Source organism: Kitasatospora aureofaciens (genome assembly GCF_019192735.1).
In the GTDB taxonomy this organism is placed as follows: domain Bacteria; phylum Actinomycetota; class Actinomycetes; order Streptomycetales; family Streptomycetaceae; genus Kitasatospora; species Kitasatospora aureofaciens_A.
Genome location: NZ_JAHTKP010000003.1, coordinates 128,277 through 142,744, shown reverse-complemented (window position 1 = coordinate 142,744; position 14,468 = coordinate 128,277). Strand labels below are relative to the sequence as shown.

Here is a 14,468-nt window from a genome sequence, read left to right as displayed (position 1 = left end):
GGCCTCGGGTAAGAACGCGGCTGGTGCCGGTCCTTACTCGCCCTTGGCCTTGGCGATGATGTCGTCCGCCACGTTCTTCGGAACCTCGGCGTACGAGTCGAACTGCATCGAGTAGCTCGCGCGACCAGAGGTCTTGCTGCGCAGATCACCGACGTAGCCGAACATCTCGGAGAGGGGCACCAGCGCCGTGACGACGCGGGCACCGTGACGCTCGTCCATGGACCGGATCTGGCCACGGCGAGAGTTGATGTCGCCGATCACGTCGCCCATGTAGTCCTCGGGCGTGGTGACCTCGACGGCCATCATCGGCTCAAGAAGGACCGGCTTGGCCTTCCTGGCGCCTTCCTTGAAGGCCATCGAGCCGGCGATCTTGAACGCGAGCTCGGAGGAGTCGACGTCGTGCGACTGACCGTCGAGCAGCTTCACGCGGACACCCTGGAGCGGGTAGCCGGCGAGCACACCGAACTCCATGGCCTCCTGGCAGCCGGCGTCGACCGAGGGGATGTACTCCCTCGGCACGCGGCCACCGGTGACCATGTTGACGAACTCGTAGCCCTCGGCCTGCTCGAGCGGCTCGATCGCGATCTGCACCTTGGCGAACTGACCGGAACCACCGGTCTGCTTCTTGTGGGTGTAGTCGATGCGCTCGACGGCCTGACGGATCGTCTCGCGGTACGCGACCTGCGGCTTGCCGACGTTGGCCTCGACCTTGAACTCACGCTTCATACGGTCGACCAGCACCTCGAGGTGCAGCTCGCCCATACCCGCGATGATGGTCTGGCCGGTCTCCTCGTCCGTGTTGACCTGGAAGGACGGGTCCTCCTCGGCGAGACGCTGGATGGCGACACCCAGCTTCTCCTGGTCACCCTTGGACTTGGGCTCGATGGCGACGCGGATGACCGGGGCCGGGAAGTCCATGGACTCCAGGATGACCGGGTTCTTCTCGTCGGCCAGCGTCTCACCGGTGGTGGTCTGCTTCAGGCCCATGACGGCGACGATGTCGCCGGCGCCCACCGACTCGATCTCCTCACGCTTGTTGGCGTGCATGCGGTAGATCTTGCCGATGCGCTCCTTCTTGCCCTTCACGGCGTTCAGCACCGAGGTGCCGGACTCCAGGCGGCCGGAGTAGATCCGGACGAAGGTGAGCTTGCCCAGGTGCGGGTCGGACATGATCTTGAACGCCAGCGCGGACAGCGGCTCTTCGTCCGACGCCTTGCGGGAGATCTTGGTCTCCGGGTCGTTGGGCTTGGTGCCCTCGATCGACTCGATGTCCAGCGGCGACGGCAGGTACTTGACGACCGCGTCGAGCAGGGGCTGAACGCCCTTGTTCTTGAAGGCGGTACCGCAGAAGATCGGGGTGAAGTCCGAGTTCAGGGTGCCCTTGCGGATCGCGTCCTGCAGCAGCTCGACCGGGATCTCCTCGCCCTCGAGGGCGAGCTCCATGATCTCGTCGCTGACGTTCGAGACCGTGTCGATCAGCTGCTCGCGGTACTCGTCGGCCTGCTCCTGCAGCTCGGCCGGGATGTCGACGACGTCGTACATCTCGCCCTTGGCGGCCTCGGCGGACCAGACCAGCGCCTTCATGCGGACCAGGTCGACAACGCCCTGGAAGTCCGACTCGGCACCGATCGGGAGCTGCATGACCAGCGGGGTGGCGCCGAGGCGGTCCACGATGGTCTGGACGCAGAAGAAGAAGTTCGCGCCCGTGCGGTCCAGCTTGTTGATGAAGCAGATGCGCGGGACGCCGTAGCGGTCAGCCTGCCGCCACACGGTCTCGGACTGGGGCTCGACACCGGCGACACCGTCGAACACCGTCACGGCACCGTCGAGGACGCGCAGCGAACGCTCCACCTCGACGGTGAAGTCGACGTGCCCCGGGGTGTCGATGATGTTGATGGTGTTGTCGACGCCGTCGACGGTCCAGTGACAGGTCGTCGCGGCCGACGTGATCGTGATGCCGCGCTCCTGCTCCTGCTCCATCCAGTCCATGGTGGCAGCGCCATCGTGGACCTCACCGATCTTGTACGAGACACCGGTGTAGAACAGGATCCGCTCGGTGGTGGTGGTCTTGCCCGCGTCGATGTGCGCCATGATCCCGATGTTGCGGACCCTGGCGAGGTCAAGGGAGGTTGCAGCCATGGTGGCTCGTTCTCTCTCTGTCTAGTGACGGGGTAGGGACTACCAGCGGTAGTGCGCGAAGGCCTTGTTGGACTCGGCCATCTTGTGGGTGTCCTCGCGACGCTTCACGGAAGCGCCCAGGCCGTTGCTGGCGTCGAGGATCTCGTTCATCAGACGCTCGGTCATGGTCTTCTCGCGACGGGCGCGGGAGTAACCGACCATCCAGCGCAGCGCCAGGGTGCTGGCGCGGCCCGGACGGACCTCGACCGGAACCTGGTAGGTCGCGCCACCGACACGGCGGGACTTGACCTCAAGAGCCGGCTTGACGTTCTCCAGCGCGCGCTTCAGCGCGACGACCGGGTCCGAGCCGGTCTTCTCACGGACGCCCTCGAGGGCGCCGTAGACGATCCGCTCGGCGGTGGAGCGCTTGCCGTGCAGCAGGATCTTGTTGACCAGCTGGGTGACGACCGGGGAGCCGTAAACCGGGTCGATGATGACCGGGCGCTTCGGGGCGGGGCCCTTACGAGGCATTCTTACTTCTCCTTCTTGGCGCCGTAGCGGCTGCGGGCCTGCTTGCGGTTCTTGACACCCTGGGTGTCGAGCGAGCCGCGGATGATCTTGTAGCGGACACCAGGAAGGTCCTTCACACGGCCACCGCGCACCAGCACGATGGAGTGCTCCTGCAGGTTGTGGCCCTCGCCCGGGATGTAAGCGGTGACCTCGATCCCGCTGGTGAGGCGCACACGGGCGACCTTACGAAGCGCCGAGTTCGGCTTCTTCGGGGTGGTCGTGTACACACGCGTGCAGACCCCACGACGCTGCGGGGAGCCCTTCAGCGCGGGAGTCTTGTTCTTCTCGACCTTGTCCTGCCGGCCCTTTCGGACCAGCTGCTGGATCGTAGGCACCGTTTCTCCGTTTTCTGTGTGCCAAGGCTGGGTGAAACTAACCTGCGGTGTCTCCCTCGCACACGGCCCCGTGGTCGACCCACGCGGTCGGGTGTGTTGGGCTTATTCCGACACGGAATCCCATGAGCTGATGTACAGCGACGGCGCTCTACGCGCGGGGCGCTGGAGGGCGCTCCGGCTCGGCGCGGCGACCGGTGTGCATGCACGCACAAGGACCCGGGGACACCCCAGGCACAAGGTCAGAGCGTACCTAGCGCATCGGGCGCGGTCAAAACAAATGCAACGCCGCAGGTCGCGGCCGTCGGCCGGGTGTCGCGCGGGTGTCCCGCGAACGGCCGCCCGGTGTCGGGCCGTCCTCCTGCCGCTCTACCACAGCCGGTGGCGTGGCGCCACCGGAGCACCGGCGGGTGCGCGCCCGGCCGGCATGGGCGTCGGTCAGCCGCGGCTCACGGCGACCAGGGCGGGCAGCAGGAACGCCAGGGTCCAGAGCGCGGAGCCCAGGTAGCCGACCACCAGCCCGACGACGGCCGCCCACTCCCCGTCCTCGTTCCGCTGCCGGATCTGCGACCGGGCGATGTGGCCGGTGACCACCGCGGGCAGCGAGAGCCCGACCACCCCGAGCACCATCGAGGTGATCGCGAGGCCGTTGGTGGACCGCGTCGGGTAGGGCATCGGCTGGTACGGCATCGGCTGGTACGGCTGGAAGGTCGCCGGGACGGGCTGCCCGCCGTACGCCGCCGGAGCCGGCGCCGGACCGGACGGCAGGTCCGCGACCAGCGCGGCCAGCTGGCCGTAGGTCTGCGCGACGCTCACCGCCTCGTGGCGCTGCTCGTACTCCTGCATCGACAGCCGGCCCTCGGCGTACGCCGCCTTCAGCACGTCGACGGTGCGGTCGCGGTCCGCGTGCGCCGCCCGCATCGCGGACTGCGACCCGGCCTCACCCCATGGCTGCACGGCCATCCGCCACCTCCCGACACCCCTGCGCGACCCGCGCGCTCACTGGTCCTCATACTGCCGGACGAACGGGGCGCCTGAGTAGTTGCCAGTCGGACGCACGCTCTTCCGGGAAGCGGCGCGCCTCACCCGTTCGGCGGACACGCTCAGGGGATCCTCAACTCGGACGACAGCCCGTTCGCCGAGTGACAGGCTGAACCCGAACGACCCCGAGCCCCACCCAGACCCACTCAGCAGAGAAGGCCGCCATGCAGGTGTCAGCGCCTCCGCCGTCCGGCGCCCCCGGACCCGTCACCCCCTCCGCCGTCAGCATCCAGGGGCTGTGGAAGCACTTCGGCACCCAGGCCGCCGTCGCCGGGCTGAGCCTGGAGCTGCCGACCGGCGCGTTCATCGGCCTGGTCGGCCCGAACGGCGCGGGCAAGACCACCACGCTCTCCATGGTCACCGGCCTGCTCCGGCCCGACCAGGGCACCGTCCTGGTCCACGGCGGCGACGTCTGGGCCGACCCGGTCGCCATCAAGGCGCGGATCGGCATCCTGCCCGAGGGCCTGCGGATGTTCGAGCGGCTCAGCGGGCGTGAACTGCTGCAGTACAACGGGCGGCTGCGCGGCCTGCCCGGCGCCGAGGTGGACCGCCGCGCCGAGGAGCTGCTGGCCGTCCTGGACCTCGCCCGCGACGCCGACAAGCTGGTCGCCGACTACTCCACCGGCATGCGCAAGAAGATCGGCCTGGCCGCCGCGCTGCTGCACAACCCCGACGTGCTGTTCCTGGACGAGCCCTTCGAGGGCGTCGACCCGGTCTCCGCCCAGACGATCCGCGGCGTGCTCAAGCGGTACGCGGCGGCCGGTTCCACGGTGGTCTTCTCCAGCCACGTCATGGAACTCGTCGAGCAGCTCTGCGACTGGGTCGCCGTGGTCAACGCCGGCCGGGTGATCGCCCACGGCCCGCTGGACGCCGTCCGCGGCGGGCGCAGCCTGCACGAGGCGTTCCTCGACCTGATCGGCGTCCGCGAGGACGACGGGCAGGCGCTCGGCTGGCTCGGCGGCGGACACCTCGGAGGGGGACAGTGACGGCGGCCGTCCCCGACGGCCGGACGGTCGTCCGCGCGCTCGTGGCGCTCAAGCTGCGGCTGCTGCGCAACGGGCTGAAGCGCAGCCCCGGCCGGGCCGCGGTGTTCGTCATCGGCGCCGTCCTCGGCCTGCTGTTCGCCGGCGGGATCGCGTTCGGCCTGGCGATGCTCAACGGGCGCTTCGCCGGCTCCGGCGACGCCGGTGTGATGCTGCTCGGCGTGCTCACCCTCGGCTGGGCCGCGATCCCGCTGTTCCTGTTCTCCAGCGACGAGAGCGCCGATCCGACCCGGCTCACCATGCTGCCGCTGCGGCCCGGACCGCTGCTGCGCGGCTCGCTGCTGGCCTCGCTGGTCGGGCCCGGGCCGCTGGTCAGCCTGGTGCTGGCCACCGGCGCCGCGCTGTCCGGCGCGGCGGGCGGCGCCTCGGCGGCGTTCGCCGTGATCGGCGTGCCGCTCGCCGTGGTCTGCCTGGTCGCGCTCTCCCGCGCGGTCGCGGCCGGCAACGCGCGGATGCTCTCCAGCCGGCGCGGCAAGGACTTCGCGATCTTCGGCGGGCTGCTCTTCGCCCTGCTGATCCAGGCCGCCAACGTCGGCTCGCAGAGCATCTTCGGCCGCCACCACGGGGGCCAGCCGGACCTCGGGCCGATCAAGCCGATCGCCTCGGTGGTGCGCTGGATCCCGCCGGTCGGCGCGGTGGACGCGGCCCGGACGGCCGGCGAGGGCCACTACGGGCTCGCGCTGCTCCAGCTGGCTACCGCCGGTGCCCTGCTCGCCGTGCTGCTGCGCTGGTGGCGGCGCAGCCTCCAGGAGCTGATGGTCACCGCGGACTCCTCCACCCTGGAGGTGGCCCGCGGGGTGCAGAGCTCGCGCGGCTGGGGCTTCCTGCCGGCCGGCCGGGCCGGCGCGGTGATGCAGCGCCACCTGCGGTACGCCTGGCGGGAGCCGCGGGCCAAGGCCGCGGTGTTCACCAGCATCGGCATGACGCTGGTGATCTGCGTGCTGTCGGTGGTGCAGGGCTGGTCGAGCGTCTACCTGCTGGCGATGACCGGCATGTTCCTCGGGCTGCAGATGCTCAACCTGTTCGGCATGGACGGCTCGGCGTTCTGGATGGTCGCGGCCACCCTGCTCACCCCGGCCGACGCCCGGGACGAGCTGCGCGGGCGGGCGTACGCGGTGCTCTCGTACGCCGTGCCGGTGACGCTGGTGCTCGGCCTGGTGCTGACCGTCGTCACCGGCGACTGGGCGCACCTGCCGTCCGCGTTCGGCCTCGCGCTGGGGCTGCTCGGCTGCGGCGTCGCGGTCGGCGCGATGCTCAGCGTGCTCGCGCCGTACACGATGCCGGCCGACAGCAACCCGATGCGCAACGCCGCCCCCGGCCAGAGCGGGCTGGTGCTGCTCAACCAGTTCGGCTCGATGTTCGGCGTCGCGCTGCTCGCCCTGCCGATCGGTGGCTACCTGCTCTGGGCCCTCACCGGCGACGGCCCGACCTGGCCGCTCCTGCTGCTCGGCCCGCTCTACGGTGCCCTGGTCGCGTACGCCGGCATCCGACTGGCCGCCGTGCGGCTGCTGGAGCGCACCCCGGAGATCCTGGCCAAGGCCATCGAGCGCTGAGCCCGGCCGGGCGACGGCGGGGGTCCGACGGTCGGCGGCGGGGGTCCGGCCGGGCGACGGCGGGGGTCCGGCCGGGCGCTCCGGCATCATGGGCGGGAGGGAACGGGCCGTCGAGGAGAGCAGGGACACACCGTGGGCGAGCGGACGCAGCAGGGCGGGAACGCCGGGCCGCTGCTGGAGCAGGCGGTGCGGTCGGTGCTGACGGCCCCGGACCAGTCGCTGGACCTCGCGCTGGACACGGGCGCGTCGCTGCTGGCCGCGTCGGCCGCGCAGTGGCCGGCGGTGAGCCGGGCCGTGCTCGGGTACGCGGACACCGCCGTCGGGCGGTGCTGGTCGGCGGGCTGGCGGCCGGCCGACCTGGTACGGGTGGTCCGGCGCGAGCTGAAGCCCGTCCACCTGGCGCTCGCCGTGGACCTGATCGCCGCCGAGGGCCGCCGCCACCCGGCGGCCGCACTGGACCGGCGCTGGCAGGAGCAGCTGGGCGAGTTGGAGGCCGAGGTGTGGTGGCCGGGCGACGACGGCTACCTGGCCGCGTTCGCGCACCGGCACCGGCTGGACCGCTTCGCGCTCGCCACCGCCGCCCTGGAGCTGCTGCGGACCTGGGGCCGGCTGCCGCCGATCGCCCCGGTCGGTCCTGCCCCCGGGCAGGCCGCGCCGCGGGCCGAGCGGTCCGCCGGGCCGGTGCCGGGCGAGCCGCGGATGCTGGCGCGGATCCGGGCGCTGCTGGCGAAGGCCGAGTCCACCGAGTACCCGGAGGAGGCCGAGGCGCTGACCGCCAAGGCCCAGCAGCTGATGGCCCAGCACAGCATCGACGAGGCGCTGCTGGCCGCCGCCGGCGCGGACCGCAACGCCCCGGCGGCGCTGCGGATCGGCGTGGACAACCCGTACGAGGGCCCGAAGACGATGCTGCTTGACGCGGTCGCGGCGGCGAACCGGTGCCGGGTGGTGTGGGCGAAGGAGTTCGGTTTCTGCACCGTGGTCGGCTTCGACGGGGACCTGGACGGCGTCGAGCTGCTCTACACCTCGCTGCTGGTGCAGGCCACCCACACGCTCAACAAGGCCGGTTCGGGCCGGGATTCGCGCACCAAGGCGTTCCGGCAGTCCTTCCTGGTCGCGTACGCGGCGCGGATCCGCGAGCGGCTGACCGCCGCCACCGAGCAGGCCACCAGCGCCGCCGCGGCCGGGCGGCATCTGCGCGAGGACGGCACCGAGGAGCAGCTGCTCCCCGACGAGCGGCTGCTGCCCGCGCTGGCCGCCCGCTCCGAGGCGGTGGACGAGGAGGTCGGCCGGCTGTTCCCGAAGCTGGTCTCGCAGCGGGTGCGGGTGAGCGACGGCGAGGGCTGGGCGGCCGGCCGGGCCGCCGCCGACCGGGCCGCCCTGCACGGGCGCGCCGGGGAGATCCGCCGGTAGACGACCGACCGGGGGCGACCTGATAGAACGTACTCCGCCACGAACAAAGGGGGATCAACGTGACGGAGATGGCGGCCGATTCGGGATACCGGGACCGCGTGCGCGGGGCACTGCTCGGCGGGGCGATCGGCGACGCGCTGGGCTGGCCGGTGGAGTTCCTGCAGCTGCAGCAGCTCCGGGACAAGCACGGGCCGGACGGCGTGACCGGGCTGCCGGACGGCGCCCGGCCGGTGGAGGTCACCGACGACACCCAGATGACGCTGTTCACCGCCGAGGGCCTGATCCGCGGCTTCGTCCGCGGCTGGTCGGGCGGCGGCGGCTCGGTGCCGGAGGCCGTCCACGGCGCGTACCGGCGCTGGCTGCTGACCCAGCGCCAGGGCGGGCCGACCACCGACCCGATGCTCCGCCCGTACGACGGCTGGCTGCTGCGGCAGCCGTTCCTGTACGCGAGCCGGGCGCCGGGCAACGCCTGCCTGAGCGGGATCGCCGAGCACCAGGTCTTCGAGCCGCCGGCCCCGATCGGACGGCCGGGGCCGATCAACCCGGGTTCCAAGGGCTGCGGCACGGTGATGCGCTCGGCGCCGTTCGGGCTGGCCCGGCTGGGCGTCGAGCAGTCCTTCGGACTGGCCGTGCAATGCGCCCAGCTCACCCACGGGCACGTGACCGGCTACCTCGCGGCGGGCGCCTTCGCGGCGCTGGTCGAGCGGCTGGCGGCGGGCACCGAGCCGTGGGCGGCGGTCGGCGAGACCGTCGAGCAGATCCGCGAGCTGCCGGGCTCGAAGGAGACCGTGCAGGCGCTGGCCCGGGCGGTCCGGGTGGCCCAGGAGTCGGAGCCGTCGGCGGAGGCCGTGGAGCGGGTCGGGCTCGGCTGGATCGCCGAGGAGTGCCTGGCCATCGCGGTGTACGCGCTGCTGGCCGCGACCCTCGAACCTGACCCGGTGCGCACCGCGCTGCTGCTGTCGGTGAACCACTCCGGGGACAGCGACTCCGCCGGGGCGGTCTGCGGCAACCTGGTCGGTGCCGCGTACGGCGCCTCGGCCCTGCCCGCGGAGTGGGCCGAGGCGGTCGAGGGCCGGGCGGAGCTGCTGCGGGTGGCGGACGACCTGCTGGTGCTGTTCGGCAGCCGGGACCCTTCGCACCCGGCGCTCGGCGGGCGCTACCCGGCCTGGTAGCCGCCCTGGCGGGCCCGGTGGCTACCGGGCCTGCGGGTCGGTGACCTGGCCGAGGAACAGCGGCCGCCCGCCGGCGGTGTCCCGGATCAGGAACAGGAACGGCCGGTCGATGTGCAGTTGGACGGGCTGGTGCGCGGCCGGTGCCGCCGCCCCGGCGATCCCGACGCCGCTGCCGGCCGCCGCAACCGTGCCGTCCTCGTCCACCTCGATGGTGGCCTTCTGCACCACCGTGCTGACGGCGAGCGGCTCCTTGGCGATGCCGCCGAGGTCGGCCTTGTCGAAGGCCGACCGGACGCCGAGCGAGCGCAGCGCGGGGGTGAGCTCGTTGGACGTGTCGAAGTGGAAGCGCGGGAGCTCCAGGTCGACGGGCCGCTCGCCGAGCCCGCCGAGGATCCGGTCGAGCTGCGGCTGGTCCAGCCCCTTGGTGAAGGCGGCGAACCCGCCCTGCGCCGGGACGATCAGATCCATCGCCAACCCGCCGTCCGCGTAAGGGAGTTCGACGGCCTGCCAGGGCTCGCCGACGATACCGCCGGAGCCCTCGGCGTACCGGAAGGTGCCGGTCTGGCCCATCGTGCTGACGGAAGGGGTGGAGCCGTCGAGCTTGTGGAACGGGCGGTCGGCGGTGTGCGCGGGCTTGAACGCGGAGGCCCACTTGGCCTTGAGGTAGAGCGCGTCGGTGAGGACCAGCCGGGTGTCCCCGGTGATCTGGTGCGAGGCGAAGAGGTCCTTGATGCGCCCCTCGGTGGCCTTCTCCACGGCCGCGTTGATGGCCTTCCGGGCGCCCTCCGGGTCCTTGGTGAAGTCCGCGGGGTGCACGCCGGTGTCGAAGGCGGCGGCGAGGGTGGCCAGGTAGTCGGGCGAGACGGCCAGCCCCTGCTGCGTCCACAGGTCGTCGGTCTGCCGCAGGGTGAGCCGGTCGGTGGCCGGGACCGGGCGGTCGAGCGCGCCGGTGGCGAGGGCGTACTGCTGCGGGGTGAGGTCGGTGTGCAGGGCCTTGGCGAGCTCGTCGGCGGTGGCGCCGCGGGCGCCGGGCAGCAGCATGGCGAGCACGGCGGCCAGGCCGGACGGGGAGAGCACGAGGTTGCGGCCGGCGCTGTCCGGCGCCGCGGTGAGGGCGTGCAGGAGGTCGAGGCCGAAGGCGTTGGTGGCGGTCGCGGTCGCGGCCACCTGGGCCGGGTCGACCGGGGGCCGGGTGGCGGGCGCGGAGACCCGGAGCTCCGTGGGAGCCGCGGGAGTGCTGCCGCAGCCAGTGAGCAGCGGTGCGGCGAGCGCGGCCGCGAGGAGCAGCGCCGCCGGGCGGCGACGGCTGTAGGCACCGGTGGTGCTGCGGTTCGTCATGGCCCTTCGACGCGACGGATGCCCGGGAGGTTCCGCCCGCGCCGGGCTGTGCCATGATCAGCTGCCGCAGGACCGGCCCCGGGGGAGAAATCATGAGCAGAATCGACTGCCCGCAGTGCGGGACGCTCGATCAGGTGAGCAGCGTTCCGAGCGTCTACGAGTCGCAGACCAGCACCTACTCGGGGCAGAGCACCGGCTTCAGCTCCGGGGTCGGGTACGCGCGCGGGGTCGGTCCCGTCTCGACCTTCGGCAGGTCGACCGTCTACACCTCCGGCTCCACCAGCAGCCGGCTGGCGGACCAGATCGCCCCACCGCCGGTGCCGCGGCTGGCGAGGCCCGGCGGAGGGTGCGGGCTCGCCATTCTGGTCGCGTTCGTACTGGGGGCCGCGGTGATCGTGCTGCCGGCGCTGCTGACGTCCGACAAGCCCGAGGCCCTCCGCAGCTCGCTGCTGGTCTTCGGCCTCCTGGGCGGCCCGTTCCTCATCGCGGCGGTGGCCCTGACCCTCAAGCGTGCCAAGGAGCGGCGTCGCCTCCGCCGGGAGTTCCAGGAGTACTCGGTGGTCCAGCCGTCGCTGGCCACGGCCTGGAGCGCCACCTACCTGTGCCGGCGCTGCCATGTCGCCTTCCTGCCCGAGGGCGCGCTCGGGCTCGGCGGCTCGGCGATGGCGCCGGTGCCGGCGTTCCGCGCGCTGGTCGAGACCGTGGCGCGCCGCCTGCGCGGCGAGGCCTGACGGGTCAGTCCCAGAGCGCGCCGAACTCCAGCAGCTCGTCCCGGTACTCGATCCGCTCGACCCACTCGGCCGGCCAGACCGCCTCCCCGTGGTGGGCGCCGGCGAAGGCGCCGGTGAGGCAGGCGATGGAGTCGGAGTCCCCGCTGGAGCAGGCGGCCCGGCGGACGGCGGCCACCGGCTCGTCCGGCAGCAGCAGGAAGCAGAGCAGGCCGGTGGCGAACGCCTCCTCGGCGATCCAGCCCTCGCCGGTGGCCAGGCACGGGTCGGCCTCCAGGTCGGGCGCGGCGAGCGCGGCCTCCAGCTGGTCGAGCACGCCGAGACAGTCGTCCCAGCCGCGGGCGATGACGTCCTGCGGCGAGCGGCCGTACCAACGGTCGGCGAGGTCGCCGAGCCAGAACTCGTCGTACCGGTTGCGACTCGCCAGCGCGTACGCCCGCAGCACGGCGGGCAGGCCGGCCGGCGGCAGGCCCTCGGCGAGCTTTCGGACGGCGTACGCGGTGAGGTCGCTGGCGGCCAGCGCGGTGGGGTGGCCGTGGGTGAGCGCGGACTGCAGCTGCGCGGCGCCGGAGAGCTGCCGGGCGTCGAGCTCGCGGATCAGCCCGATCGGGGCGACCCGCATGTTGGCGCCGCAGCCCTTGGAGCCGACGTCGCTCGCCTGCTGCCAGCGGTACGTGTCGTGGCTGAGCCGCTCGCAGGCGCGGAGGCAGGTCATGCCGGGGGCGCGGTTGTTCTGCGGCGAGCGCCACCAGTCGACGAACTCCTCGCGTACCGGCCGCTCAAGCCGCAGGGGCGTCAGCGGCCCGCGCGCCAGGCCGGTGCGCAGGCCGCGGGCGAGGGCGAGCGTCATCTGCGTGTCGTCGGTGACCAACGCCTTGGCAGGCAGCGGGAGTTGCCGCCAGTCGGGGCAGTCGTTCGCGATCATCTCGACCGTCCTGAACTCCGTCACCCGGCCGATCGCGTCCCCGATCGCCAGCCCCAGCAGTGCCCCCGTCGCCTTGCCCACGGCCGCTCCCCCTTCTCCGCTACACCTCGACGAACAGTTCCTCAAGCCCCCGGATCACGTAGCCCGGGCGCCACTCGGGCTCGCGGACCAGCCGCAGGCCCGGCGCCCGGCGCAGCAGTGCGCCGTACGACTCGGTGAGCTCCAGTCTGGCGAGCGGAGCGCCGAGACAGAAGTGAATTCCGGCGCCGAAGGTGATGTGCGGGTTGTCGGCGCGGCCGAGGTCGAACCGGTCCGGGTCGGCGAAGCGCTCCGGATCGCGGTTGGCGGAGCCGAAGAGCAGGGCGATCTCGGAGCCGCGCGGGACGGTGACGCCGCGGACCTCGATGTCCTCCAGCACCCAGCGCTCGAACATCTGCAGCGGGGTGTCCCAGCGCATCAGTTCCTCGACGGCGGTGGGCAGCAGCTCGTCCACCGCGCCGCGCAGCCGGGCGAGTTCGCCGGGGTTGCGGAACAGCGCCCACCAGCCGTTGCCGGTGGTGTTGACGGTGGCCTCGTGGCCGGCATTGAGCAGCAGCACGCAGGTGGAGATCATCTCCTGCTCGCTGAGCGCGTCCGAGCCCTCCTGGGCCTGGATGAGCGCGCTGATCAGGTCGGTGCCGGGGGTGGCGCGGCGCTCGCGGATCAGGGCGCGCAGGTAGTCGGAGAACTCGATGCTCGCGGTGACCGCCCGGCGGGCCGCCTCCTCGGTGGGGTTGAGCTCGAACATGCCGGTGATGTCGGCGGACCAGGGCCGCAGCAGGTGCCGGTCGGCCTCCGGGACGCCCAGCATCTCGGCGATCACGGCGACCGGCAGCGGCTCGGCGACGGCGGAGATCAGGTCGCCGCCGCCGGCCGCGAGCAGCCCGTCCACGAGTTCCCCGGCGAGCCGCTGCACGGTCGGCCGCAGGCCCTCGACCATGCGCGGGGTGAATGCCTTGGACACCAGCCGGCGGATCCGGGTGTGGTCGGGCGCCTCCAGGTCGAGCAGCCCGTTGTCGTTCAGGGTGTGGAACGGCTCGTGCGCCGGATCGGGCTCGGGCCGCCCGAACTCCTCGTGGCTGAAGCGGTGGGTGTAGGTGCGCCCGAGTCGCCGGTCGCGCAGCAGCGCGCTGACGTCCTCGTGGCGCGAGACCAGCCACTGCCCGGTCGGCTCGTAGTACGTCACCGGCGCGTGCTCGCGCAGCTCGGCGTACGCGTCGTACGGGTGGGCCACGAACGCCGCCGACCAGGGGTCGAACTTCGCCGTCGTCGTCGATCGGTCAGTCATCGGTCGATCACTCCAGGCCGTGAGGGGGAGCCGGGACGATCATCGTACGCATCCGGTTCGTCCGATTTAAGAGAGCTCGGCGAGCAACTTCCGTACCAGCGCCGGGAGAGCCGTGGAGATCGGCTCCCGGATCACCTCGGCCGCGGCCTCGTCGAAGGGCGTCGGCTCGCCGTTCATGACGACCAGACGAGCGCCGGCCTCCAGCGCGATCTGCGGGAGCGAGGCCACCGGGTAGACCTGAAGGCTGGTGCCCACCGCGACGAACAGGTCGCAGGCCTTGGCGACGGCGTCGGCCTGCTGGAGCACCACCGGATCCAGCGCCTCCCCGAACATCACCGTGCGCGGCCGCAGCACGCCCCCGCACTCCCGGCAGGCCGGATCCGGCTCCCCCGCCGCCACCCTCGCCAGCGCCTCGGCCATGTCGCCGACCACCCGGCAGCGCATGCACTGCACCTCCCGCGCAGTGCCGTGCAGTTCGAGCACCTTGCGGGCGGGCAGACCGGCCCGCTGGTGCAGGCCGTCCACGTTCTGGGTGAGCACCCGCACCGGCAGCCCGGAGCGCTCCAGCCCGACCAGCGCCAGGTGGCCGGCGTTCGGCTCGGCGGCCATGGCCCCGGCGTCCCGGCGCATCAGCCAGGCCCGGCGGCGCACCTCCGGGTCGGCCAGGTACGGACCGATCGTGACCAGCTGCTGGGCGGCCGGGTCGCGCTGCCAGAGGCCGTTCGGGCCGCGGTAGTCGGGGATGCCGGAGTCGGTCGAGATGCCGGCGCCGGTGAGCACGGCGATCAGCGGGCGCTTCGCGTTCATACCCCGGACGGTACGGCGGCGGGCCCGCCGCGGCCACCGAAAAACGGCCGCCGAAAATCCGCGTGCGCCGCGTCAACTGTCCCCGCACACTGGGCCGGTCACCC

The 14,468-nt window shown here is 72.5% G+C and carries 13 protein-coding genes; 5 read left to right on the top strand and 8 right to left on the bottom strand.

Annotated features, from left to right (window positions below; all coding sequences use genetic code 11):
• Window positions 1-33 precede the first annotated feature (33 nt).
• The 4 genes from fusA to KV557_RS04650 all read right to left on the bottom strand — a co-directional run bounded on the left by fusA (window position 34) and on the right by KV557_RS04650 (window position 3,983).
• The gene (fusA, locus tag KV557_RS04665; protein ID WP_218198359.1) at window positions 34-2,139 is read right to left on the bottom strand and encodes an elongation factor G; all 2,106 of its coding nucleotides are present in this window, start codon (window positions 2,137-2,139) and stop codon (window positions 34-36) included.
• 39 nt (window positions 2,140-2,178) lie between these two features.
• Window positions 2,179-2,649 (bottom strand): 30S ribosomal protein S7, encoded by a 471-nt coding sequence (gene rpsG, locus KV557_RS04660; RefSeq protein ID WP_148644378.1) that lies wholly within the window; start codon window positions 2,647-2,649, stop codon window positions 2,179-2,181.
• 2 nt (window positions 2,650-2,651) lie between these two features.
• Complete coding sequence (gene rpsL / locus KV557_RS04655; protein WP_014144289.1) at window positions 2,652-3,023, bottom strand: 30S ribosomal protein S12; 372 nt, start codon at window positions 3,021-3,023, stop codon at window positions 2,652-2,654.
• Window positions 3,024-3,458: 435 nt separating this feature from the next.
• Entirely contained in the window at window positions 3,459-3,983 is a 525-nt protein-coding gene (locus KV557_RS04650) for a DUF1707 and DUF4190 domain-containing protein (protein ID WP_256176935.1), read from the bottom strand.
• 242 nt (window positions 3,984-4,225) lie between these two features.
• On the opposite strand from KV557_RS04650, the gene KV557_RS04645 reads away from it, so the two are divergent.
• The 4 genes from KV557_RS04645 to KV557_RS04630 all read left to right on the top strand — a co-directional run bounded on the left by KV557_RS04645 (window position 4,226) and on the right by KV557_RS04630 (window position 9,239).
• Complete coding sequence (locus KV557_RS04645; protein WP_218198354.1) at window positions 4,226-5,047, top strand: ABC transporter ATP-binding protein; 822 nt, start codon at window positions 4,226-4,228, stop codon at window positions 5,045-5,047.
• Window positions 5,044-6,657 (top strand): transporter, encoded by a 1,614-nt coding sequence (locus KV557_RS04640; RefSeq protein WP_218198353.1) that lies wholly within the window; start codon window positions 5,044-5,046, stop codon window positions 6,655-6,657. The genes KV557_RS04645 and KV557_RS04640 overlap by 4 nt, the downstream gene beginning before the upstream one ends.
• Before the next feature lie 132 nt (window positions 6,658-6,789).
• Window positions 6,790-8,067 carry a DUF2786 domain-containing protein gene (locus tag KV557_RS04635; RefSeq protein WP_218198351.1) on the top strand — a complete coding sequence of 426 codons (1,278 nt, stop codon included), beginning with the start codon at window positions 6,790-6,792 and terminating at the stop codon, window positions 8,065-8,067.
• Window positions 8,068-8,135: 68 nt separating this feature from the next.
• Entirely contained in the window at window positions 8,136-9,239 is a 1,104-nt protein-coding gene (locus tag KV557_RS04630) for an ADP-ribosylglycohydrolase family protein (RefSeq protein ID WP_218198350.1), read from the top strand.
• 21 nt (window positions 9,240-9,260) lie between these two features.
• Here the strand turns inward: KV557_RS04630 and KV557_RS04625 are convergent, their stop codons facing one another.
• A complete protein-coding gene (locus KV557_RS04625; protein WP_218198344.1) occupies window positions 9,261-10,577 on the bottom strand; it encodes a serpin family protein in 1,317 nt (438 codons plus the stop codon).
• A 92-nt stretch (window positions 10,578-10,669) separates the two neighbouring features.
• On the opposite strand from KV557_RS04625, the gene KV557_RS04620 reads away from it, so the two are divergent.
• The gene (locus tag KV557_RS04620; RefSeq protein ID WP_218198343.1) at window positions 10,670-11,308 is read left to right on the top strand and encodes a hypothetical protein; all 639 of its coding nucleotides are present in this window, start codon (window positions 10,670-10,672) and stop codon (window positions 11,306-11,308) included.
• Window positions 11,309-11,312: 4 nt separating this feature from the next.
• Here KV557_RS04620 and KV557_RS04615 read toward each other — a convergent pair whose 3' ends face one another.
• The 3 genes from KV557_RS04615 to KV557_RS04605 form a co-directional block, all read right to left on the bottom strand.
• Window positions 11,313-12,311, bottom strand: a complete 999-nt coding sequence (locus tag KV557_RS04615; RefSeq protein ID WP_308129767.1) for an ADP-ribosylglycohydrolase family protein — start codon at window positions 12,309-12,311, stop codon at window positions 11,313-11,315.
• A gap of 19 nt (window positions 12,312-12,330) precedes the next feature.
• Window positions 12,331-13,557, bottom strand: coding sequence for a cytochrome P450 (locus tag KV557_RS04610; protein WP_218198342.1), 1,227 nt, complete (start codon window positions 13,555-13,557; stop codon window positions 12,331-12,333).
• 66 nt (window positions 13,558-13,623) lie between these two features.
• Entirely contained in the window at window positions 13,624-14,364 is a 741-nt protein-coding gene (locus KV557_RS04605; protein WP_218198340.1) for an SIR2 family NAD-dependent protein deacylase, read from the bottom strand.
• Window positions 14,365-14,468: the final 104 nt, after the last annotated feature.